General features: G+C 69.3%; 21 protein-coding genes. 11 read left to right on the top strand and 10 right to left on the bottom strand.

The features are described from left to right. The first annotated feature begins 69 nt into the window (after positions 1-69). Together OSC30_RS06450 and OSC30_RS06445 are read left to right on the top strand one after the other, a co-directional pair. A complete protein-coding gene (locus tag OSC30_RS06450; protein ID WP_267171023.1) occupies positions 70-378 on the top strand; it encodes a high-potential iron-sulfur protein in 309 nt (102 codons plus the stop codon). 165 nt (positions 379-543) lie between these two features. After that, on the top strand, positions 544-2055 hold the full coding sequence (locus OSC30_RS06445; protein ID WP_267171022.1) for a DUF2235 domain-containing protein: 1512 nt from the start codon (positions 544-546) through the stop codon (positions 2053-2055). Positions 2056-2264: 209 nt separating this feature from the next. On the opposite strand, the gene glnA is transcribed toward OSC30_RS06445, so the two are convergent. Beyond that, positions 2265-3674: a type I glutamate--ammonia ligase gene (gene glnA / locus OSC30_RS06440; protein ID WP_267171021.1), complete on the bottom strand. Its 1410-nt coding sequence runs from the start codon at positions 3672-3674 to the stop codon at positions 2265-2267. 218 nt (positions 3675-3892) lie between these two features. On the opposite strand from glnA, the gene OSC30_RS06435 reads away from it, so the two are divergent. Continuing rightward, positions 3893-4690 (top strand): undecaprenyl-diphosphate phosphatase, encoded by a 798-nt coding sequence (locus tag OSC30_RS06435; RefSeq protein WP_267171020.1) that lies wholly within the window; start codon positions 3893-3895, stop codon positions 4688-4690. Positions 4691-4728: 38 nt separating this feature from the next. Here OSC30_RS06435 and OSC30_RS06430 read toward each other — a convergent pair whose 3' ends face one another. Further along, entirely contained in the window at positions 4729-5694 is a 966-nt protein-coding gene (locus OSC30_RS06430) for a LysR family transcriptional regulator (RefSeq protein WP_267171019.1), read from the bottom strand. 149 nt (positions 5695-5843) lie between these two features. On the opposite strand from OSC30_RS06430, the gene OSC30_RS06425 reads away from it, so the two are divergent. The 4 genes from OSC30_RS06425 (at position 5844) to OSC30_RS06410 (ending at position 12092) form a co-directional block, all read left to right on the top strand. After that, positions 5844-7040: an efflux RND transporter periplasmic adaptor subunit gene (locus OSC30_RS06425; protein WP_267171018.1), complete on the top strand. Its 1197-nt coding sequence runs from the start codon at positions 5844-5846 to the stop codon at positions 7038-7040. 127 nt (positions 7041-7167) lie between these two features. Continuing rightward, positions 7168-10356 (top strand): efflux RND transporter permease subunit, encoded by a 3189-nt coding sequence (locus OSC30_RS06420; RefSeq protein WP_267171017.1) that lies wholly within the window; start codon positions 7168-7170, stop codon positions 10354-10356. 178 nt (positions 10357-10534) lie between these two features. After that, positions 10535-11950 carry an efflux transporter outer membrane subunit gene (locus OSC30_RS06415; protein WP_267171016.1) on the top strand — a complete coding sequence of 472 codons (1416 nt, stop codon included), beginning with the start codon at positions 10535-10537 and terminating at the stop codon, positions 11948-11950. A 19-nt stretch (positions 11951-11969) separates the two neighbouring features. After that, positions 11970-12092 (top strand): hypothetical protein, encoded by a 123-nt coding sequence (locus tag OSC30_RS06410; RefSeq protein ID WP_267171015.1) that lies wholly within the window; start codon positions 11970-11972, stop codon positions 12090-12092. On the opposite strand, the gene OSC30_RS06405 is transcribed toward OSC30_RS06410, so the two are convergent. Beyond that, the gene (locus OSC30_RS06405) at positions 12089-12562 is read right to left on the bottom strand and encodes a nuclear transport factor 2 family protein (RefSeq protein ID WP_267171014.1); all 474 of its coding nucleotides are present in this window, start codon (positions 12560-12562) and stop codon (positions 12089-12091) included. The two genes, OSC30_RS06410 and OSC30_RS06405, sit on opposite strands and share 4 nt — an antisense overlap. Positions 12563-12764: 202 nt before the next feature. Between OSC30_RS06405 and OSC30_RS06400 the strand changes: the two genes are divergently transcribed. The 4 genes from OSC30_RS06400 to OSC30_RS06385 all read left to right on the top strand — a co-directional run bounded on the left by OSC30_RS06400 (position 12765) and on the right by OSC30_RS06385 (position 16652). Beyond that, entirely contained in the window at positions 12765-13889 is a 1125-nt protein-coding gene (locus OSC30_RS06400; RefSeq protein WP_267171013.1) for a sensor histidine kinase, read from the top strand. Continuing rightward, positions 13886-14632, top strand: a complete 747-nt coding sequence (locus OSC30_RS06395; protein ID WP_267171012.1) for a LytR/AlgR family response regulator transcription factor — start codon at positions 13886-13888, stop codon at positions 14630-14632. The genes OSC30_RS06400 and OSC30_RS06395 overlap by 4 nt, the downstream gene beginning before the upstream one ends. Positions 14633-14877: 245 nt before the next feature. Continuing rightward, a complete protein-coding gene (locus OSC30_RS06390; RefSeq protein ID WP_267171011.1) occupies positions 14878-15849 on the top strand; it encodes a TolB family protein in 972 nt (323 codons plus the stop codon). Between the two features lie 14 nt (positions 15850-15863). Further along, positions 15864-16652, top strand: a complete 789-nt coding sequence (locus OSC30_RS06385; RefSeq protein ID WP_267171010.1) for a hypothetical protein — start codon at positions 15864-15866, stop codon at positions 16650-16652. Positions 16653-16718: 66 nt separating this feature from the next. On the opposite strand, the gene OSC30_RS06380 is transcribed toward OSC30_RS06385, so the two are convergent. From OSC30_RS06380 to OSC30_RS06350, 7 genes are all read right to left on the bottom strand, one after another. After that, positions 16719-17861 carry an AI-2E family transporter gene (locus OSC30_RS06380; RefSeq protein ID WP_267171009.1) on the bottom strand — a complete coding sequence of 381 codons (1143 nt, stop codon included), beginning with the start codon at positions 17859-17861 and terminating at the stop codon, positions 16719-16721. After that, positions 17858-18154 (bottom strand): hypothetical protein, encoded by a 297-nt coding sequence (locus tag OSC30_RS06375; protein ID WP_267171008.1) that lies wholly within the window; start codon positions 18152-18154, stop codon positions 17858-17860. Before OSC30_RS06375 ends, OSC30_RS06380 begins: the two co-directional genes overlap by 4 nt. Next, the gene (locus OSC30_RS06370; protein WP_267171007.1) at positions 18151-18600 is read right to left on the bottom strand and encodes an ABC transporter ATP-binding protein; all 450 of its coding nucleotides are present in this window, start codon (positions 18598-18600) and stop codon (positions 18151-18153) included. Before OSC30_RS06370 ends, OSC30_RS06375 begins: the two co-directional genes overlap by 4 nt. 24 nt (positions 18601-18624) lie before the next feature. Then, the gene (locus tag OSC30_RS06365; RefSeq protein WP_323374198.1) at positions 18625-19095 is read right to left on the bottom strand and encodes an ElaB/YgaM/YqjD family protein; all 471 of its coding nucleotides are present in this window, start codon (positions 19093-19095) and stop codon (positions 18625-18627) included. Between the two features lie 35 nt (positions 19096-19130). After that, the gene (locus OSC30_RS06360; protein WP_091335435.1) at positions 19131-19286 is read right to left on the bottom strand and encodes a DUF1328 domain-containing protein; all 156 of its coding nucleotides are present in this window, start codon (positions 19284-19286) and stop codon (positions 19131-19133) included. A 125-nt stretch (positions 19287-19411) separates the two neighbouring features. Next, a complete protein-coding gene (locus OSC30_RS06355; protein ID WP_267171006.1) occupies positions 19412-20032 on the bottom strand; it encodes a YbhB/YbcL family Raf kinase inhibitor-like protein in 621 nt (206 codons plus the stop codon). A gap of 211 nt (positions 20033-20243) precedes the next feature. Beyond that, on the bottom strand, positions 20244-21332 hold the full coding sequence (locus OSC30_RS06350; RefSeq protein ID WP_267171005.1) for a PQQ-dependent sugar dehydrogenase: 1089 nt from the start codon (positions 21330-21332) through the stop codon (positions 20244-20246). Positions 21333-21436 lie beyond the last annotated feature (104 nt).

Below are 21436 nucleotides of genomic sequence, written 5' to 3'. Positions count from 1 at the left end.
CGCGCACGTTTCGAGCGCCATGGCAGTCGGCGCATGCGGCCTGCCTGCCACGCCCCGGAGGGCAATCCATTGAACGACCCATTCGACCTTCGCCTCTCCCGCCGCGCCCTGCTCCGCCACCTGGCGGTGGCCGCCGGCGCGACCGCCGCCCTGCCGCTGCCGGGCCGCGCCGCGCTGGCGTCCTCCGGCGGCGCACCCGCCGGCACGGCCAGCAAGGCGGCCCTGCAGTACCAGGACCAGCCCAGGGGCACGTCCGCCTGCGCCAACTGCGCCAACTTCATTGCGGGCGAGGACGCCCGGGCGCCGGGCCACTGCATCATCGTCGCCGGCGACATCAGCCCGCGCGGCTGGTGCCTGGCCTATGCCGGCAACGGTTGACGCGACGGCGGCGTGCCCGCGCGGTGGCCGCCCGACCAACGCCGTATCACGGACGCAGGATGCCGATCGGCGCAAGATGCCAGCGCCAGGCGTGATCCTGGCGGTCGCGGCCGCAAAGCCGGACGCGGCGCATCCACCCTCGAACCGGCCTGCGAGGATGCTGCCATGACCCAACTGATCGTCTGCTGCGACGGCACCTGGAACACCCTCGAGCACACCGACCAGGGCCTGCCCGCGCCCACCAACGTGGCCAAGGTCTACAACGCCGCGGTGAAGGACGGGCAGCAGCTGGCCTATTACCACCCCGGCGTGGGCACCAACGGCGGCTGGCTCGACCGCATGGTCGGCGGCGGCACCGGTGCCGGGCTGGAACGCAACATCATGAGCGCCTACCAGTGGCTGGCCACGCACTACCACGACGGTGACCGGATCTTCCTGTTCGGCTTCAGCCGCGGCGCCTACACGGTGCGCAGCCTGGGCGGACTGCTCGCGCACAGCGGGTTGCTGGACCTGTCCGATGCCACGCTGGTGCCGGCCGAAACGTGGTCGCGCGTCGAGGCGGTGTTCGAGGCCTACCGCTCCGGGCAGCCGTTCGCCAACGCCAAGGGTTACGCTTTCCACGGCGTGGCGCCCGGAAAGCCCACTGCCGGCACCATCAGCGTGCATTTCATGGGCGTGTGGGACACCGTCGGCGCGCTGGGCATTCCGCTGGAGTTGTCGGTGTTGCGCTTCATTGGCGATCCGCACCGCTACCAGTTCCACGACACCAAGATCAGCCCGATGATCGCCCACGCTCGCCACGCAGTGGCGATGGACGAACGCCGCGCCGATTTCATGCCGACCCTGTGGACCAACATCCGCCGGCCCGAGCGGGTGCACCAGGTCTGGTTTCCCGGCGTGCACGGCGACGTGGGCGGCGGCTACGCGCAGGCGGGGCTGTCCGACATCGCGCTGGAGTGGATGCTGGACGAGGCGGCGACCTGTGGCCTGCGCCTGCGCGAAGGCACCCGCGCGCAACTGCGGCCCGATCCGCAGGGCGTGCTGCACGATTCGCGGCAGGGCCTGTTCAAGCTCGGCCGCAACCAGCCGCGAGCGGTCCCGTGCGTGGCCGACACCAGCGCGCGCGCCGGCCTGTTGCATCCGGCCGCCCTCGCGCGGCAGGCCGATCCGCCGCTGGCGCAGGGCGACTACTGGCCCACCCGCACGCTTGCGCAGGGCGAGCACGCGATGGTGGACGTGTTCGCCTCGCCACACTGGAACGCCACCGGCCTCTACCTCGAGGCGGGTACGCGCTACCGCTTCGCGGCCTCGGGCGAGTGGCTCGACGCGGGTGCCAAGTTCTCCGCCGCCGGTGGCGAGGTCGACGGCCACCACGTCTCCGACATCGCGCGCCTGGCCGCCTCCGCGTTCGGCTCGGTGGAACACCTGTTCAACACGGTCACCGACAGCCAGAACGACTTCTGGTTCACCCGCCGGGTGGAGTCGGCACCGTGGTGCGCGCTGATCGGCTTCGTCGCCGACAACCAGGGCGAGGCGCGCGGCGAGACCTTCCTGATCGGCGAAGGCGCCAGCTTCACGCCCGCCACCGGCGGCTACCTGTACGCCTACGCCAACGATGCCTGGCAGGCTTATGCCAACAATCACGGCAGCGTGGCGATGGTGGTCGAACGGGTGTGACGGAAAGTGTGGCCGACGCGGTCGTTGAAAACTGGAGCGAGATGCACGCCCAGTGAAGTTCCCCGCGAGCCCGGCCCCTCACCCCAGCCCTCTCCCCGGAGGGGAGAGGGAGCCTAGCCCACCGCTCGGGCGTCATGCCCGCGAAAGCGGTAATTCATCTTGTTTCGCATGCGCAGCGACGTGCGCAGACGACAACCGGACCCGTCCGCTCAGATCGAGTAGTACATCTGGAATTCCAGCGGATGCGTGCTGGCGCGGTAACGGGTGACCTCCTTCATCTTCAACTCGATGTAGGCGTCGATGAAGTCGTCGGTGAACACGCCGCCGGCCTTGAGGAAGTCGCGATCCTTGTCCAGCGCGGCCAGCGCCTCGTCCAGGCTGGCGCAGACCTGCGGGATGTTCTTCTCTTCTTCCGGCGGCAGGTCGTAGAGATCCTTGTCGGCCGGCGCGCCGGGGTCGATCTTGTTGATGATGCCATCCAGTCCGGCCATCATCAGCGCGGTGAACACCAGGTAGCCGGAGTTCATCGGGTCGGGGAAACGCACCTCGATGCGGCGGCCCTTCGGGCTGGACACGTACGGGATGCGGCAGCTCGCCGAGCGGTTGCGCGCCGAGTAGGCCAGCATCACCGGCGCCTCGAAGCCCGGCACCAGGCGCTTGTAGCTGTTGGTGGTGGAGTTGGCGAAGGCGTTGATCGCGCGGGCGTGCTTGAAGATACCGCCGATGTACCACAGCGCCAGCTGGCTCAGGCCGCCATAGAGTTCACCCGCGAACAGGTTTTGCCCGTCCTTGGCCAGCGACTGGTGCACGTGCATGCCCGAACCGTTGTCGCCCACCAGCGGCTTGGGCATGAAGGTGACGGTCTTGCCGTTCTGGTGCGCCACGTTGCGGATGACGTACTTCATCGTCAGCAACTCGTCGGCCTTCTTCACCAGCGTGTTGAAGCGCACGCCGATCTCGCACTGGCCGGCGTTGGCCACCTCGTGGTGGTGCACTTCCACCACCTGGCCGAGCGACTCGAGCACCTTGCACATGTCGGCGCGCAGGTCGCCCAGCGAATCGACCGGCTGCACCGGCAGGTAGCCGCCCTTGACGCCCGGGCGATGGCCGGTGTTGTCGCCGTCGTACTTGTAGCGCGAGCTCCACGCCGCCTCTTCGGAGCCGATCTCGTAGAACACGCGGCCCATGTCGTTCTGCCAGCGCACCGAATCGAAGATGAAGAACTCCGGCTCCGGCCCGAAGAAGGCAGTGTCGGCGATGCCGGTGGACTTCAGGTACGCCTCGCCGCGCTTGGCGATCGAGCGCGGGTCGCGGCCGTAGGCCTGCATGGTGGACGGCTCCAGCACGTCGCAGTGCAGGATCAGCTGCTTGTGCTGCGAGAACGGATCCAGATGCGCGGTGGCCGGATCGGGCAACAGCACCATGTCCGACTCGGCGATGCCCTTCCAGCCCGGAATCGAGGAGCCGTCGAACATCTTGCCGTCCTCGAACACGCCCTCGTCGATGGCGTGCGCGGGATAGGTCAGGTGATGGTGCACGCCGAGCATGTCGGCGAAGCGCAGGTCGACGAATTCGACGTCGTGTTCGGCGATCAGGTCGAGCACTTGCTGGGCGGTCATGGGCACGGGCCTCGGCGATGATAGGGATACGAGCGTCGTAGCAACGCCCGTGCCAGCCCGACATGGCAGGAGCGCCCTTAAATGGTGCAAACAATTTTCCGATGTGGTGCAACCGTCGTGGGCGCGCCGACGACTACGGCGTTCGTGCTGGAAGCGATCTCTACGGTGTCTTTTCGCCGTTCCCGTAAGCTATCGGTTCGCCCTCATCCGGAGTCCTTGTGAGTGATCTGATCCGCGTCATCCTGCTCGGCATCATCGAGGGCATCACGGAGTTCCTGCCCATCTCCAGCACGGGCCACCTGCTGATCGCCGAACAACTCGGGCTGGGGGAGCGCTCGGACCTGTTCAACATCGGCATCCAGGCCGGCGCGATCCTGGCGGTGACGCTGATCTACTGGAAGCGCCTGTGGCAGCTGCTGACGCAATGGCGCGAGCCGGCCAACCGCGACTACCTGGCCAAGCTCACGGTGGCGTTCCTGATCACCGCGGTGCTCGGCTTTACCGCGGTCAAGCTGGGTTTCACCTTGCCGGACACGGTCACTCCGATCGCGTGGGCGCTGGTCATCGGCGGCCTGTGGATGCTGGGCGCCGAGGCCGTCGCGGCGCGCCAGCCGGACCGTAGCGAAGTGACCTGGACAGTGGCGGTACTGGTCGGCATCGCGCAGATGGTGGCCGGCATCTTCCCCGGCACCTCGCGCTCGGCGGCCACCATCTTCGCCGCGCTGCTGGCCGGCACCAGCAACCGCGCCGCGGCCACCGAGTTCGCTTTTCTGGTCGGCATCCCGACCATGTACGCGGCCACCGGCTACGAGCTGCTCAAGGTGGTCAAGAACGGCGGCGCGGTGCACGAAGACTGGAGCGCGCTCATCGTCGGCTTCGTGGTCTCGGCGATCGTCGCCTTCGCCGCGGTGAAATGGCTGCTCGGCTACATCCGCACGCACCGCTTCACGCCGTTCGCGATCTACCGCATCGCGCTGGGCGCAGCATTGCTGGTGTGGTTGCCGGCCGGCGGTTGAAGCTGCGCCGTGCGCACGACCGGCCTCGCCGCACGGGTTCAGGCGTTCGCGGTGATCCGCACGCTGGACGTCTTGTCCGCCGGCGGCCGCGCCGGCAACCGGCACGGCGGCTCATTGGTGCGTTCGAACAGCTCGCGCACCCATTCGATGAACGCCTGCACGCGCGCGGACAGGTGCTTCTTCTGCGGGTAGACGATCCATACCGGCTTGCCGGTGGAGCGGGTGTCGGTCATCACCAGCTCCAGTTTGCCCAGGTCGAGCATGCAGGCCACCATCATGTGTGGGGCCTGGGTGATCCCCAGCCCGGCGGCGACGGCCTGGATGACCGATTCGGCGTCGTTGATCAGCAGGTGGCCTTCCACGTCCACGGCGACGGGCCCGTTGCTGCCGTCGAACATCCACTGGCGCGGGCGGCCGTTGGGATAGACGTAGTTGATGCAACGGTGCCGCTTGAGGTCGTCGATGGTCTGCGGCACGCCGTGACGGGCCAGGTAGGCGGGCGAGGCGCACACCACGTTGCGCAGGTAGCCGATCTTGCGCGCGATCAGGCTGGAGTCCTCCAGCTCGCCCACGCGGACGGCGCAATCGATGCCCTCGCCGTTCAAGTCTGACGGCTGGTCGCTCATCGACAGTTCCAGGCGGATGTCGGGGTAGCGCTGTTCGAACTCGACCAGGCGCGGGATCAGCGCGGCGCGCCCCACCGCCAGCGACAGGCCCACGCGCAATCTGCCGACCGGCTTGCGGGTGGCGTAGCCGAGCGCCTCGGTGGCTTCGGCCAGATCCGCCAGGATGTCCTTGCAGCGCGCATGGAACACGGCGCCGTCATCGGTCAGCCGCAGCGACCGGGTGGAGCGGAACAGCAGCCGCGCGCCGAGGCGTTCCTCCAGCCGGGACACCGCGCGGCTGACGCCGGACGGGGTCATGCCCAGTTGCGCCGCGGCGGCGGCAAAGGTCTTGGCTTCGACCACGCGGACGAAAGCTGAAATTGCTGCGAAGTCTTCCATTGGGTGCCTCCAAGGGACATTCGTGACTGGGTGTCACTATTGCATTGCACCAAGCCCCGGTTTTCTATACCGGCAAGTGTACCTATTCTCCCGGGCCTTCGCCGGTTTTGTACTCGCCGGTGCACTAATTGAAAACCCGGGAGCACAGCATGAAAAAGCGATGGATCCTCTTGAGCGCGGCGGTAGCCGTAGCGGTTGGCAGCTGGGCGCTGCTCGGCGGCCCGGGCGACAGCCACGCGCAGGAAGCCGGCACACCGCCGCCGCCTGCGGTCACGGTGGCGCAGACGCTGGTGCGCCCGGTCAGCGACACGGACGCCTTCACCGGCCGGCTGCAAGCAGTGGACACCGTGCGGGTGCATCCGCGCGTGAGCGGCTACGTGACCGCCGTCCATTTCAAGGAAGGCGCGCGGGTGCGCAAGGGCGAGTTGCTGTTCACCATCGACCCGCGGCCTTACCAGGCCGAGGTCGACCGGCTCGCCGCCACGCTCGACCAGGCCCGCGCCGAGCAGAAGCTGGCCGCGTCCAATGCCGAACGCGCGCACAAGCTGCTGGCCAAACATGCGATCTCCACCCAGGAGGCCGATCGCCTGGCCACCGCCGCGGCCAGCGCCCGCGCGCACGCCGCGGCCACCGACGCGGCGCTGGATGCGGCGCAGCTCGATCGCGGTTTCACCGAGGTGCGCGCGCCGATCGATGGCCGCGTCAGCAACGCGCGGATCACCGCCGGCAACCTGGTCACACCGGCGGACGTGCTCACCAGCGTGGTCAGCGTCGACCCGATGTACGCGTACTTCACCATCGACGAACATGCCTTCCTGAAACTCGACACGCTGCGCCGCCAACGTGGCACCGCGCCGAGGGTGGCGATGGGGCTGGTCGACGAGCAGGGCTACCCGCACGAGGGCCGCATCGACTTCGTCGACAACCAGCTCGACGCCGGCAGCGGCACGATCCGCCTGCGCGCCGTGTTCGACAACGACGAAGGCCGCTACACGCCGGGCCTGTACGTGCGGCTGGAGCTGCGTACGCCCAGCACGAAGCCGCGCGCGCTGATCGACGAACGTGCGGTGGGCACCGATCTGGGCAACAAGTTCGTCTATGTGCTCGACAAGGACCGCAAGGTCGAATACCGCAAGGTCACGCTGGGGCCGCTGGTCGACGGGCTGCGCGTGGTCAAGACCGGGCTGACCGCCAGGGACGTGGTGGTGGTCAACGGCCTGCAGCACGTGCGGCCGGGGATGGAGGTCAATCCCACCCTCGTTGCCATGGACAGCCGCAGCCTGGATGCCGACAACCGGCTGGCTGGTGCCGGCGGCAGCAACGGCAAGGTCGCCTCGCGCAACTGATGCTTTTGACCCCCCTCCCCTGCTTGCAGGGGAGGGCTGGGGAGGGGTGCTCTTCGCCCAAGAGCGAACCCCCTCCCAACCTCCCCCTGCTGGCAGGGGGAGGAGCACCTCCCAGGAAACCCAAGCAATGAAACTCGCCCAATATTTCGTGGAGCGCCCGATCCTCGCCGGCGTGCTGTCGGTGCTGATCGTGATCGCCGGCGCGATCTCGCTGTTCAAGTTGCCGATCGGCGAATATCCGGAGGTGGTGCCGCCGACAGTGGTGGTGCGCGCGCACTATCCCGGCGCCAACCCCAAGGTGATCGGCGCCACCGTCGCCGCGCCGCTGGAGGAACAGATCAACGGCGTGGAGGGCATGCTCTACACCTCCTCGCAGGCGACCAGCGACGGCGCGATGACGCTGACCGTGACCTTCGCCCTAGGCACCGACCTGGACAACGCGCAGGTGCAGGTGCAGAACCGCGTGGCGCAGGCGCTGCCGCGGCTGCCCGAGGAAGTGCAGCGGCTGGGCGTGACCACGCAGAAGAGCTCGCCGGATCTCACCATGGTCGTGCACCTGATTTCGCCCGACCAGCGTTACGACATGCTGTACCTGTCCAACTACGCGCGGCTGCACATCAAGGACCAGCTCGCCCGCCTCGATGGCGTGGGCGACGTGCAACTGTTCGGCGCCGGCGAGTACTCGATGCGCGTGTGGCTCGATCCGGAACGGCTGGCGATGCGCGGGCTGACCACCGGCGACGTGGTCAAGGCGATCCGCGAGCAGAACGTGGACGTGGCCGCCGGCGCGCTCAATGCGCCGCCGGCACCGAACGGCGCGGCGTTCCAGCTCAACATCAACACCCGCGGCCGACTGGTGTCGGAGCAGGACTTCGCCAACATCGTGCTGCGCTCGACCCCCGACGGCGCGGTCACGCATCTGAGCGACGTGGCGCGGGTGGAGCTGGGCTCGGACAACTATGCGCTGCGCAGCCTGCTCGACAACAAGCCGGCGGTGGCGCTGCCGATCTTCGCCCGTCCCGGCTCCAACGCGATCCAGATCTCCGACGAAGTGCGCGCCACCATGGCGCAACTGAAGGCCGACTTCCCGCAGGGCGTGGACTACAAAATCGTCTATGACCCGACCGTCTTCGTGCGCGGTTCGATCGAGGCGGTGGTGCACACGCTGTTCGAGGCGATCCTGCTGGTCGTGCTGGTGGTGATCCTGTTCCTGCAGACCTGGCGCGCCTCGATCATCCCGCTGGTGGCGGTGCCGGTGTCGCTGGTGGGCACCTTCGCGGTGATGTATCTGGCCGGCTTCTCGCTCAACGCCTTGAGCCTGTTCGGCCTGGTGCTGGCGATCGGCATCGTGGTGGACGACGCGATCGTGGTGGTGGAGAACGTCGAGCGGCACATCGAGCACGGACTGAAGCCGAAGGAAGCCACCCGCCGCGCGATGACCGAGGTGACCGGGCCGATCGTGGCCACCGCGCTGGTGCTGTGCGCGGTGTTCATCCCGGCGGCCTTCATCAGCGGCCTGACCGGCGAGTTCTACCGCCAGTTCGCGCTGACCATCGCCATTTCCACGGTGATCTCGGCGTTCAACTCGCTGACCCTGAGTCCGGCGCTGTCCGCGCTGCTGCTGAAGGAACGCGGCGCGCCGAAGGACCGCTTCAGCCTGCTGCTCGACCGCGGCTTCGGCTGGCTGTTCCGCCCGTTCAACCGGATGTTCGTCAGCGGCGCCGACCGCTACGTCGGCGGCGTGCGCCGCGTGCTCGGCAAGGGCGCGCCGGCGCTGCTGATCTACGGCGCGCTGGTGGCGCTGGGCGTGTTCGGCTTCATCCACGTGCCGACCGGCTTCGTGCCTTCGCAGGACAAGCAGTACCTGGTGTCCTTCGCGCAGTTGCCGGACGCCGCCTCGCTGGACCGCAGCGAGGACGTGATCCGCCGCATGAGCGAGATCGCGCTGAAGCAACCTGGCGTGGAGAACGCGGTGGCGTTCCCGGGACTGTCGATCAACGGCTTCACCAACTCGCCCAACAGCGGCATCGTCTTCGTGACGCTGAAGCCGTTCGAGGATCGCACCGACCCGGCGTTGTCGGCCGGCGCCATCGCCGGTTCGCTCAACCAGAAGTACGCGGCGATCCAGGACGCCTACATCGCGGTGTTCCCGCCGCCGCCGGTGATGGGCCTGGGCACGATCGGCGGCTTCCGCATCCAGATCGAGGACCGCGCCGACCAGGGCTTCGAGGAGCTCTACAAGCAGACCCAGAACCTGATCGCCGCAAGCCGCAAGGATCCGGCGCTGGCCGGCCTGTTCTCCAGCTACCAGGTCAGCGTGCCGCAGGTCGACGCCGAGGTGGACCGCGAGAAGGCCAAGGCCGAGGGCGTCAACCTGGCCGACGTGTACCAGACCATGCAGGCGTACATGGGCTCGCTCTACGTCAACGACTTCAACCGTTTCGGGCGCACCTACCAGGTCAACGTCTCGGCCGAGCCGGGCTTCCGCCGCGAGCCGGAGGACATCCTGCGGCTTAAGACGCGCAACGCCGCGGGCGACGCGGTGCCGCTGGGTTCGTTCGTCACCGTGAGCCAGGGCGTGGGCCCGGATCGCGTGCAGCACTACAACGGCTATCCCACCGCCGAGATCAACGGCGGCCCGGCACCGGGCTACAGCTCGGGCCAGGCGCAGGCGGCGATGGAGAAGCTGGCCAAGGACAACCTGCCCAACGGCATGAGCTTCGAATGGACCGAGCTCACCTACCAGCAGATCCTGGCCGGCAACACCGCGGTGCTGGTGTTCCCGCTGTGCGTGCTGCTGGTGTTCCTGGTGCTGGCCTCGCTGTACGAGAGCCTGACGCTGCCGCTGGCGGTGATCCTGATCGTGCCGATGGTGCTGCTGTCCGCGATCGCCGGTGTCTGGCTGTCGGGCGGCGACAACAACATCTTCACGCAGATCGGATTGATCGTGCTGGTGGGCCTGGCCTGCAAGAACGCCATCCTGATCGTGGAGTTCGCCCGCGAGGCGCAAATCCACGAAGGGCTGGACCGCTGGCAGGCGGTGCTGGAAGCGGCGCGGCTGCGACTGCGGCCGATCCTGATGACCAGCTTCGCTTTCATCATGGGCGTGGTGCCGCTGGTGACCTCCGAAGGCGCCGGCGCGGAGATGCGCCATGCGATGGGCGTGGCGGTGTTCGCCGGCATGCTCGGCGTGACCTTCTTCGGGCTGCTGTTCACCCCCCTGTTCTACGTGATCGTGCGTGGCTGGAGCGAGCGCGCGGCGGCAAGGCGCGCCGCGCACCATCCGGCGCTGCCGGTCGCGATCGAGGAGCATTGAGATGTTTCGAAATACGATGAATCTGCTCCCTCTCCCTTCCGGGGAGAGGGCTGGGGTGAGGGGCCGCTCTAGCCGCGCCCTTACATCAGAGCCAGCTCTTATGAGCGCCCCCGCAAGCCCCGCCCCCTCACCCCAACCCTCTCCCGGCAGGGGAGAGGGAGCCAAGGGTGCGCTCCGTTTGCTGGCGATCGCTTCGACCGTGCTGCTCGCCGGCTGCATCAACGTCGGTCCCGACTACCAGCGCCCGGAAGAAAAGCCGGTCGCCCTGCAGGGCATCGACACCACGCGCCAGTCGAACGCCGACTTCCAGGCCGACTGGTGGAAGCAGTTCAACGACCCCACGCTCGACGCCCTGATCACCCGCGCCGCCAAGAACGCGCCGGACCTGAAGATCGCCCTCGCCCATCTGAAAGAAGCCCGCGCCCTGCTCGGCACCGCGCGCTCGGACCAGTGGCCGGACGTCGACACCGGCGCCAGCTACACCCGCAGCCGCGGCCAGACCCCGGGCGTGAGCGAGCAGCGCACCACCACCACCGCCTACCAGGCCGGCTTCGACGCCAGCTGGGAGCTGGACCTGTTCGGCGGCGTGCGTCGCCAGGTGGAAGCCGCGCGCGCCGACAGCGTTGCCGCGGCCGCCTCGCTGCAGGACGCCCAGGTCACGCTGTTCGCCGAGGTCGCGCGCAACTACTTCGACCTGCGCGGCACCCAGCTGCGCATCGAGGTGGCCGAGCGCGACATCGCCAATCAGCGCGAGGCACTGGAACTGATCCACAGCCGGGCCGTGCTGGGCACCGGCTCGGCGCAGGACGTGGCCAGCGCCCGCGCGCGCCTGGCCGGCGTCGAGGCGACGCTGCCGGTGCTCAGGACGCAGGCGCAGGCCGACGGGTTCCGGCTGGCCGTGCTGCTGGGCGAGCGCCCCGGCGAGCTCGATATCGATCTGTCGCCCGCACATTTCACGCCGATCGACACCACGCTGCCGATCGGCAACGCCGACGACGTGTTCAAGCGCCGCCCCGACATCCGCATCGCCGAACGCGAGCTGGCCGCGGCCACCGCGCGCATCGGCGTGGCCAAGGCCGAGTGGTTCCCGCACATCCGGCTGGGCGGTTTCCTTGGCTTCCTGGCCGGGCGCAGCAACGACTTCGGCAGCCCGGCCACGCGCGCCTGGTCGATCGCGCCCAGCATCAGCTGGTCGGGACTGAACGTGCAGCGCGTGCGCTCGGGCGTAAAGGCCACCCAGGCGCGTGCGGACGCGGCGCTGGCCAGCTACCAGCGCACCGTGCTGCGCGCGCTGGAAGACGTGGACAATGCACTGGTCGGCTACAACCAGCAGCGCGCGCGCGTGCAGCACCTTTTCGAACAGGCCGACCAGAGCGAACAGGCCGCCACGCTGGCGAAGATCCGCTACGACGCCGGCGCCATCGACTACCTGGAACTGCTCGACGCCCAGCGCACCCACCTGGCCGCCGAGGACCAGCTGGCCGAGGCCGAGGCCGGCATCAACCTGCGGGCGATCGCGCTGTACAAGGCGCTGGGCGGTGGCTGGCAGGCCTGCGCCGATGAGCGCTGCACCACGCTGGCGCGCACTCCCTGATGTCGCGGGAGGACATGCCATGACACTCACGGATGCGATCGACCGCTGCATCGTGTCCGCCGAGCGGCCGCAGGCGTTGCCGACGATTGAACGGCCCTCGCTCACCGCGGCAAGGAAAACGGGCGCGGCGCGGCTTCGCTAGTTGCCACCGGGCCGGGAGTGCTGGGAATAGATCGCGCGCCAGCGGCCATCGACGTACACGAACACGTCGGACGAGCGCACGCCCCGTACCGGACCAAGCGCGGGGTCGTAGAACGACAGGATCGCCGTATCGCCCTGCAGTACCACCTGCTGTCCCGACGGGTGCGTCTTGCGCCATGCCTCGGCCTTGCGCCGCGCGCGGTCCGAGCCGCGGTTCTTCGCCGCGTTCGCGAGGATCGCCCGCCGCGCATGCACCACGCCGTCGGCGCCGACGGAGCGGTAGGCCGGCAACAGCAGCGAGGCGAGGTAGTCCGTGTCGCCGTCCAGCTCGGCATCCAGCCAGTGCTGGTCGACCGCCTTCACCGCCGCCGGGCTGTGCGCGGTCTCGTTCATCGCGGCGGCCGGAGCGGCGGGTACGGCGGCGGCCAACGCGAGACCGGTGGCCAGCATCGATGCAGAGAGGGTGCGCATGCGGAGTCCTCCGAACCGGCACGATTGCCGGCCACCAACATGACCCGCGAAGTGCGCCGTGTCCGCCGGATTGGGATGAGCGCACCCTCCGTGGTGACGAGTGGCGCGCGCAACGCGTTGCGCGGAGGCGACGCTGCGTCGTCGGGCGGACGTGGACCTTCCGGCACATCCGCACGGCCGCCGGCTGCGTACACTGGCGGCCATGAGCGCCCTACCCGCCACCGTCGCGGCCACCAGCGCCGACGCGCCTGCCGCGCCGACGGCATCGCGGACCGGCCTGCTCGCGTTCGGCTTCTGGACCCTGCTGACGTTGTCCTACACGCTCAGCGGCGTGCTGTCGTCGATCAGCGAGGGCAACGATCCGGGCTGGACGCGGGCACTGGTGTGGAACGCCGCCAACTTCTACCCGTGGATGGCGCTGGCGCCGCTGGTCGGCTGGCTGGGACGGGGTACCGCCAACGCCGGCTGGGGCCGTTTCCTGGCCGTGCACGTGCCGGCCGGCCTGGCCATCGCGCTGGCGCAGACGCTGCTGCACCTGGCCGTGTTCTGGTACGCCTGCGGACCCGGACGGATGCCGGTCGCCTCGCTGGCGGACTTCGTGCGCATGCAGTTCGCCTACACCTGCCACCTGGCCCTGCTCACCTACTGGGTGATCCTGGTGGTGCTGCGCGGGCTGGAGTCGCGCCGGCGCCTGCGCGACGAACGGCTGCGCAGCGCACACCTGGAAACCCAGCTGGCGCAATCGCAGCTGCAGGCGTTGCGCATGCAGCTGCAGCCGCATTTCCTGTTCAACACCTTGAACGCGATTTCCGCACTGGCGCTGGCCGATCCGCTACGCGCACGGCTGATGATCGCGCGGCTGAGCGACTTCCTGCGCATGACCCTGGAGCAACGCCATGCGCAGCAGGTGCCGCTGGCACGCGAGATGGAATTCCTGCGTTGCTACCTGGCGATCCAGGAGGTGCGCTTCCAGGACCGCCTTTCCACCCGGCTGGCGCTGGCCGAGGACACACTGCACGCCGCGGTACCGAGCATGATCCTGCAGCCGCTGGTGGAGAACGCGCTGCGCCACGGCCTGTTGGCCAAGCCCGAACCGGGGCGCCTGCATATCGCCAGCCGCCGCGACGGCGAACTGCTGCATCTGTGCGTCGAGGACGACGGCCTGGGCCTGCCGCCGGAGGGACCGGCCGATGGCGTCGGCCTGGGCAACACGCGGGCGCGGCTGCAGGTGCTGTTTGGCGCCGCCGCCCGCATGGACCTGCACCGACGCGCCGGGGGCGGCACCCGGGTGGAGCTGTGCTTCCCGTTCCGCGAGCACGTGGCATGAGCACGATCCGCACCCTGCTGGTCGACGATGAAGTGCTGGCGCGCCTGGCGCTGCGCCAGGCGCTCGCTCCGCACCCCGACGTCGAGATCGTCGGTGAATGCGGCAACGCGGCCGAGGCGATGCAGGCGATGGCCGCGCTGGCGCCGGACCTGATGTTCCTGGACATCCGCATGCCGGGACTGGATGGCTTCATGCTGCTGCACGAACTCAAGCCCGACGCCCTGCCGATGGTGGTGTTCGCCACCGCCTACGGCGAACATGCGCTGCGTGCGTTCGACGCCGATGCGCTGGACTACATCTTGAAGCCGATCGACCAGGCCCGCTTCGACCAGGCGCTGGCGCGCGTGCGCCGGCACTGGGGCGCACGGCAGGCGCCTGGGCCGGGCGCACCGGCGGCCAAGGCGGCCGTACCGGCGCAGCGGATCAGCGTGCGCGTGGGCGAGCACATGCGCGTGGTCGCCACCGAGGCGATCGACTGGATCGAGGCGGACGGCAACTACGTGCACATCCACGTGGGGGCGCAGGCGTACCTGCATCGCGAGACGCTCAGTGGCCTGCTGGCCACGCTCGATCCGGCGCGCTTCCTGCGCATCCATCGCGGCACGCTGGTGAACGTCGAGCGCATCCGCGAGATCCATCCGTTGTTCCAGGGCAACGCCGAGGTGGTGCTGCACGACGGCACCCGGCTCAACCTCAGCCGGCGCTTCCGCGCCCACGCACGGCGCGCGCTGGGCATCGCCTGATCCCCCATACCTTTTGTCCCCCAGCCGCCGGGGCGAAAGGTGCCGGGATCGGCTCCCTTCCATGTTCGTCCCTTTGACCGGGCTCCGGGTGAGCGCGGAATTTCGGGCTGGGAGCCGCTCAGGGAGAGCCGCGCGACCGCCGAAAGGACCGCCCGTCACGTTAGGGCGACCGCCGGTCACAAACCCGCAGCGGCGCGCGTCGCGCGTGCACCACGCTGGACGCCCACCTTGGCAAGGACCGCAGCATGAAACCACACCGCGTCGCCTGGACCCTGGCGCTTGCGCTGGCCTGCGCCACTACCGCCGCCGCCGAGCTGCTCGGCCCGGGCGTGATCTCCACCAGCCTGCAGGAGACCTCGGCGACGTTTTCGCCCGATCGCGACACGGTCTACTTCATGCGCTCGGATTTCGGCGAGAAAGACGACACCATCCTGGTCTCGCACCGTCGCGGCGGCCACTGGTCGACACCGGAGGTCGCCAGCTTTTCCGGCCAGTGGCACGACTCCGAGCCCGCTTTCGCGCCGGACGGCAAGCGTCTGTACTTCGTGTCCAACCGCCCGCCGCGGCCGCACGCAGCACCGGTGCAGGCCGAGATGGCCGGTCGCCGCTTTCCCGGCACCCACCTGTGGTACGTCGAACGCCGGGCCGATGGCCGCTGGGGCGCACCGCTGCACGTCCAGGGCGCGCTCAACGACGGCGCGATGATCTACAACCCTTCGATCGCGGCCAACGGCGACATCTACTTCTCCGCGCACCGGCCCGATTCGGGCAAGGCCTACCAGATCTACGTGGCGCGCCACACCGCGCACGGCCATGCAGCGCCCGAGCGGGTGGATCTGGGCGACGTCGCGCGCAACCGCATGGACCCGGCGATCGATCCCGGGCAACGCTTCCTGCTGTTCGCCGGCGACGAGGGCGATGCGCTGGGCCGCGCCGACATCTACATCGCCTTCCGCCAGGCCGACGGCCGTTGGGGCAAGCCGGAACATCTGGGCGGCGACGTCAACAGCGCGGCGCTGGAAAACGCGCCCGCACTGGGCCGCCGTTTCGGCGAACTGTACGTGTCCAGCAACCGGCAGCCGGAGGTGCATTTCCCGAAGGCGCGCGACGACGCCAGCTCGCTGCAGCAGCGCCTGTCCGGCCCGCTCAACGGCTCGCGCAACGTCTGGCGCGTGGATATTTCCGACGTGTTGCGCGCGCACGGAATCACGTCTTGATCGAGGAGGAACCCATGTCCCGCACCCGCTTCCTGCCCGCCCTGCTGGCCCTGCTGTCGCTGTCCGCCACGGGCGGCGGCGCCACGCCGTCGGCCACCGCCGCGGCGTTGACGCCGGCGCTGCATGCCGGCGCAGTTTTCGGCAATGTCTTCTCGCGCACCATCGCCCTGCAGGCGCCCGGCTTCGACGACGCCGTCCGCCGTGTCAGCGGTACCGCGACCTATCGCGTGCTCGACGCCACGACGACCCCGCCACAGCTGCGCATCGACTACCACTACGACGGCCGGCCCGCGGGCAGCGGCACGGTGGTGCTGCCCGACGAGGGCGCCACCAACTGCTACGACGGCAAGTGCGCGCCCAACACCGATGCCAGCGGACTGGCCTACAACCCGCTTTTGTGGGGCCGCGCGCCGGCCACGTTGCGGGTGGGCCAGCGCTGGACGGTGGACATCGGGGCACCGTGGGAACTGGGCCCGGCCGGCCGCCAGACGGTGACCGTGGTGGCGTTGGATCCGGCCAGCCACACCGTATCGCTGGAGCGCGAAGGCAGCGGCAACGGGCCGTGGCTGGGCGATGCGCCGCAACTGGCGCTGACCCGCGGTGATCGCTCCTACCCGGTGACGCGGCAGTCCGGTCGCGCGCACTGGCATGGGCGCACCACGTTTCGCGACGGCATCGTGCTCAGCGACGAGTTGGTCAGCACGCGCCCGGTGACCCTCGCCTCCGCGCAACTCGGCCGCATCGAAGGCGTCGAGCGCCAGTACATCCTGCTCAACGCCACGCCGGGCGAGGCCGCGCGCTGAGACCGGCGGTCCCCCGGCCGCCGCTCCGCGTGTACCGGGCCGGGCTGTGCCAGGCCGGCGCCGTCCTCAACGCTGCACCATCACCGCGAACCAGCCCCAGCCGCGCACCCGCTCGGTGATCAGCTTGGCGCTGGTGAGCATCGGCACCGCCAGCAGCGCCCCGGGAATGCCCCACAGCCAGCCCCACACCAACAGCCAGATCAGGATCGCGATCGGCGACAGGCGCATGCGGTGGCCCTGGATCATCGGCGTGACCAGGTTGCCCTCGATCGCGGTGATGCCGGCGAAGGTCACCGCCGGCAGCAGCGCGGTACCCAGGTCGTGCGAATGGATCATGCCGACCAGCCCGAGCACGATGGTGGTGGTGATCGCGCCCACGTAGGGAATGAAGTTCGCCGTCATCGCCACCACGCCCCACAGCAGCGGGTCGGGCATGTCGTAGAGCCACAGCATCAGCGTGGTCAGCGCGCCCAGGGTGGCGTTGATCGCCAGCGCGGTGAGCAGGTAGCGCGAGACCTCGATCTGGATGCTGCGCACGATCTCCACCGCATGCCGCTTGTAGGCGAAGCCGGGCGAGATTTCCACCAGCCGCCGCAGCAGCGAATCGCCGTAGGCGAGGAAGAAGAACACCAGCAGTACCACGGTGAGTACGGCGGCCAGCACCTTGGGTGCGGTCGACACCACGTCCCAGGCGGTGATCGCCACCGCGGTCGGGCGCGGCGGCTGCGCGCGCAGCGAGCCGCCGACCAGGCTCTGGGTGGCGCGGTTGGCCGCCTCCAGCGGCTGGGTGACGCTGCGCAATTTGGGGACGAAGCTGCGGATCGCCGCCGGGGCGCCGTGGAACCAACCCAGCGCCGGTTGCGCCAGCGCGCCGACGCCGGCGCCCAGCCCGGTCAGCAGCACCAGCATCAGCACGCTGGCGGTCAACCAGCGCGGCAACCGATGGCGCGCGCCGGCGGCCACCAGCGGATTGAGCGCCAGCCCGATGAACGCCGCCAGCACCAGCGGAATCAGCAGCACGTGCGCGATCGTCACGGTGTACAGCAGCGCCAGCACCAGCAGCGCGTTGAGCACCACGCGCACCGCCAGCAGATGCCGCCGCAGGCTGCGCGCGAAGCGCAACTGCGGCGAGGCGGCGACCGGTTGCGCGGCAGCCGCCGGCGCCACGTCGACCACGGCCGGCGCAACCACGGGGTCGGGCCGGTTCATGCGTCCTCGGTAACCGATTGCGCGGCGCTGTGGGCGGCCAGGAAACTGGCGCCGATCGTGGTGGCCTCGCTCGCCAGCGCACCGAGCAGGTGGCCCATGCCGGGCAGATGCAGCGGGCGGGCGTTGGTGCGTCCCAGCAGGAAACCCCCGGCGGCGGCGGCGCCAAGGATCACGAAAGGATGCTGCTGGCCGCGTGCGAGCAGCGCCGAGGCAGGCATCGCGACGGCGCGGCGTGCCGCGGCCATCCGTTGTTGCGCCGCGCGTACCCGCGCGCGCTCGCTGAACATGCTCATGGCGCGTCCTCCCGTTCCACCTGCCGCCGGGCCCGCGCCCGCGTGTCGCGCATCATCGCACTCCATTCGCGGCGGGTGACAGGCAGGCTCATCCAGTGCATGCAGCGGCGGAAGAAGACGATCGCGCCCAGCGTGAACAGCAATTGCAGCACCGCCAGCGCGACCAGCGCCCACGCCCAGGACGCGAACCACTTGGCCAGCAGCACCCCGACCAGCGCCAGCAGGGTCAGGCCCAGTCCCACGCCGGACACGGTGGCGGCCAGCGCCGCCAGCAGCATCCATGAAACCGCACTGCGCGCCAGCCCCACTTCGGCCGAGAGCAGTTCCTTCTGCGCGCCGAACAGGTCCCTGGCGGCATCGCCGAGCCGGCCCAGTTCATCGAGTACGCCCGGGCGCGGCGCCGCATCGTCGGCGCCGTCGGGCGTGTCTTGTCCGGCCTCAGGCATCCCTGGCACTCGTCAGCGAAGAAGTCAGCGGCGCAGGATCCGTCCCAGCAACCAGCCGGCGCCGACCGCGATGGCGACCGACTGCATCGGCTTGTCGCGCACGTATTCGCGCGCCTGCGCCATCCAGTCCTCGGCCTTGTCCATCGCCTCGTCGCGCATCTGGCGACTGCGCTCGCTGAGGTCGGCCGCCTTGTCGGTGGCGTGGTGCGCGGCGCCGGCGGCCTTGTCGGTGGCGTGGTGCACGCCCGCCTCGACCTTGTCGGCGGTCTGGTTGACCGCCTGCTTGGTGCGCGTGACCGCCTCGGAGGTGGCGTGCTTGACCCGCTCGGCACCCTGGTCGATGCGCGTGTGCCCCTTGGACGAGGTGGCCGTGTCGGCCAGCAGCGGGTCGGCCGCGTCCGACCCCAGGTTCGGGTCGGCCATGGCCGGGTTGGGCACTGCCGGGTTCAGGCCGGGATCACGCGGCGTGGACGAACTGTGGATCGGGTTGGGCATGGCTTTCTCCCGGTGGAGGGTGACGATGCCGCCGCTCAACTGGCGCGGCGGAAGAAGGCGATGATCGCCAGGATCAGGAAGATGACGAACAGGATCTTTGCGATGCCCGCGGCCGCGCCGGCGATGCCGCCGAAACCGAGGATGGCGGCGATGATGGCAATGACCAGAAAGACAATGGCGTAATGCAGCATGACGGCTTCCTCATGGGTAAGAGACGACCCCCTTCATGGGCCGGCCGGCAAGGCCAGACGCGACTCATTCATCCACACGGGCTGCCATCTGCATGTGAAGAGGCGCGTGCCAGCGCGCCCTCCATTCACCCCGCGTGCGGATTGATCGCGTAGGTGCCGGTCAGCGCGGCGCTGGCCAGCACATGGCCATCCATCGCGGCGCGCAACTGCTCGAGGCCGAAGCCATGGGCCAGGCCCAGGCCGGGCGTGTCCAGCGCATGCAGCTCGAAGCGGTAGCGGTGCACGCGCGCATCGTTCCACGGTGGGCACGGGCCGTCGTAGCCCAGGTAGGTGCCGGCCATCTGCGGATCGGAGGCGAACCAGCCGCTGTAGCCGTTTTCGCCCTGGTGGCTGCCCGGCGGGCCCGAAGGGGCACGCTTGCCGTGCGGGGTGACGCCGTCGCTGCAGGAGCCGTCGCCCAGTTCGCCGCATTCGGCCGGGATGTCGGCCATCAGCCAGTGCACGAAGTCGATGCGCGGCAGATCCGCGCTGACCGTGCGGCCCTCCTTGTTGACGTCGTCACCGCGGCTGGGCGCGTCGCCGTCGATGCAGGTGAGCACGAACGAACGCGTGCCCGGCGGCGCGTCGCGCCAGGCCAGGTGCGGATTGCGGTTGTCGGACAGGCCGATCGGATCGCCCGGCTTGCCGAAGGCGCACCGGGCCGGGATCGGCTGGCCGTCCTGGAAATCGTTGCTGCGTAGTTGCATGGGGGGTCTCCTTTGGGTTGCGAAAGGCTCACAAGCCGGGCAAAGACTGCTCCCTCTCCCCTCTGGGGAGAGGGTTGGGGTGAGGGGTCGCTCTTACGACCAAGTCGCGCAAGCGCGTGGCTTTTCTTGTTCGCACGAACAACCTTTCCCGCGAGCCCCAACCCCTCACCCCGGCCCTCTCCCTGAAGGGGAGAGGGAGCAGAGCAGAGCGCTAGCGCCCGTACGTCACCCGATAAACAGCCCCTGCCAGGTCATCGCTGACCAGCAGACTGCCATCGGGCAGCGGCTGCACGTCCACCGGCCGGCCCCAGGCCTGTTCGTCGTGCTCGAAGCCGGTGATCAGCGGCTCGTAGGAAGCCACCTTGTCGCCATCCAGCCGCACGGTCATCACGCGGTAGCCGGACTTTTTCGTGCGGTTCCACGAGCCGTGCTGGGCGATGAAGATCGCGCCGTGGTAGCCGGCCGGAAACTGCTTGCCGGTGTAGAAGCGCATGCCCAGCGAGGCCACGTGCGCGCCAAGCTTGAGCACCGGCGGTGCGTAGTTCCTGCAGGGGTGGTCCTTGCCGAATTCGGGATCGGCAATGTCGCCCTGGTGGCAGTACGGATAGCCGTAATGCTCGCCGAGGCGGTCGATGCGGTCGAGCTCGTCGTTGGGCACGTCGTCGCCGAGCAGGTCGCGGCCGTTGTCGGTGAACCACAGCTTGCCGGTGGCCGGCCGCCAGTCGAAACCGACCGTGTTGCGGATGCCGTAGGCGACGTCCTGCAGCCCGGTGCCGTCGGCGTTCATGCGGGTCAGCTTGGCGTAGGCCTTGCCCTTGTCGCACAGGTTGCAGGGCGCCCCGATGGGCACGTACAGCTTGCCGTCGGGGCCGAAGGCGATGAACTTCCAGCCGTGGTGCGTTTCGGTGGGGAAGCGGTCGTAGACCACCTCCGGTTCGGGCGGATCGTCCAGGTGCGCCTCGATGTCGCGCAGCACCAGGATGCGGCTGACCGCCGAGACGTACAGATCGCCGTGGTGAAAGGCCACGCCCACCGGCAACTGCAGGCCGCTGGCGATGGGGCGCACCTTTTCGGCGCGGCCATCGTGGTCGGCGTCGGTCAGCGCGTAGACCTTGCCGGCATCCATCGAGCCGACGAACACCGTGCCCTTGTCGCCCAGCGCCAGTTCGCGCGCCTGCGGCACCTGATCCGAATAGACGGCGATATGGAAGCCCTTGGGCAGGGTCAACCGGTCCAGCGCCGGTGCCGCCCAGGTGGGCGCGCCGACCAGGGCCAGCAGCAGCGGAAGCAGCAGACGCATGACGGCTCTCCTTGCGACGGAACCGGCAGCGTAACGCCGCCACCATGAAGCGGGAAAGGATGGGCCTGGCTCCTGCAACATCCCTTGAGAGAAGCCCGCGCCTG

It is taken from the genome of Frateuria hangzhouensis (assembly GCF_026410505.1).
Taxonomy (GTDB): Bacteria; Pseudomonadota; Gammaproteobacteria; order Xanthomonadales; family Rhodanobacteraceae; genus Frateuria_A; species Frateuria_A hangzhouensis.
This window is presented reverse-complemented; position numbering and strand designations above follow the sequence as displayed.

Excerpts from the sequence above, each read along its gene's own strand:
- OSC30_RS06445 (WP_267171022.1), top strand. The coding sequence starts at position 544 with ATGACCCAACTGATCGTCTGCTGCGACGGCACCTGGAACACCCTCGAG.
- glnA (WP_267171021.1), bottom strand. The coding sequence starts at position 3,674 with ATGACCGCCCAGCAAGTGCTCGACCTGATCGCCGAACACGACGTCGAA.
- OSC30_RS06430 (WP_267171019.1), bottom strand. The coding sequence starts at position 5,694 with ATGGAAGACTTCGCAGCAATTTCAGCTTTCGTCCGCGTGGTCGAAGCC.
- OSC30_RS06425 (WP_267171018.1), top strand. The coding sequence starts at position 5,844 with ATGAAAAAGCGATGGATCCTCTTGAGCGCGGCGGTAGCCGTAGCGGTT.
- OSC30_RS06420 (WP_267171017.1), top strand. The coding sequence starts at position 7,168 with ATGAAACTCGCCCAATATTTCGTGGAGCGCCCGATCCTCGCCGGCGTG.
- OSC30_RS06410 (WP_267171015.1), top strand. The coding sequence starts at position 11,970 with ATGACACTCACGGATGCGATCGACCGCTGCATCGTGTCCGCCGAGCGG.
- OSC30_RS06405 (WP_267171014.1), bottom strand. The coding sequence starts at position 12,562 with ATGCGCACCCTCTCTGCATCGATGCTGGCCACCGGTCTCGCGTTGGCC.
- OSC30_RS06400 (WP_267171013.1), top strand. The coding sequence starts at position 12,765 with ATGAGCGCCCTACCCGCCACCGTCGCGGCCACCAGCGCCGACGCGCCT.
- OSC30_RS06395 (WP_267171012.1), top strand. The coding sequence starts at position 13,886 with ATGAGCACGATCCGCACCCTGCTGGTCGACGATGAAGTGCTGGCGCGC.
- OSC30_RS06390 (WP_267171011.1), top strand. The coding sequence starts at position 14,878 with ATGAAACCACACCGCGTCGCCTGGACCCTGGCGCTTGCGCTGGCCTGC.
- OSC30_RS06385 (WP_267171010.1), top strand. The coding sequence starts at position 15,864 with ATGTCCCGCACCCGCTTCCTGCCCGCCCTGCTGGCCCTGCTGTCGCTG.
- OSC30_RS06380 (WP_267171009.1), bottom strand. The coding sequence starts at position 17,861 with ATGAACCGGCCCGACCCCGTGGTTGCGCCGGCCGTGGTCGACGTGGCG.
- OSC30_RS06375 (WP_267171008.1), bottom strand. The coding sequence starts at position 18,154 with ATGAGCATGTTCAGCGAGCGCGCGCGGGTACGCGCGGCGCAACAACGG.
- OSC30_RS06370 (WP_267171007.1), bottom strand. The coding sequence starts at position 18,600 with ATGCCTGAGGCCGGACAAGACACGCCCGACGGCGCCGACGATGCGGCG.
- OSC30_RS06365 (WP_323374198.1), bottom strand. The coding sequence starts at position 19,095 with ATGCCCAACCCGATCCACAGTTCGTCCACGCCGCGTGATCCCGGCCTG.
- OSC30_RS06360 (WP_091335435.1), bottom strand. The coding sequence starts at position 19,286 with ATGCTGCATTACGCCATTGTCTTTCTGGTCATTGCCATCATCGCCGCC.
- OSC30_RS06355 (WP_267171006.1), bottom strand. The coding sequence starts at position 20,032 with ATGCAACTACGCAGCAACGATTTCCAGGACGGCCAGCCGATCCCGGCC.
- OSC30_RS06350 (WP_267171005.1), bottom strand. The coding sequence starts at position 21,332 with ATGCGTCTGCTGCTTCCGCTGCTGCTGGCCCTGGTCGGCGCGCCCACC.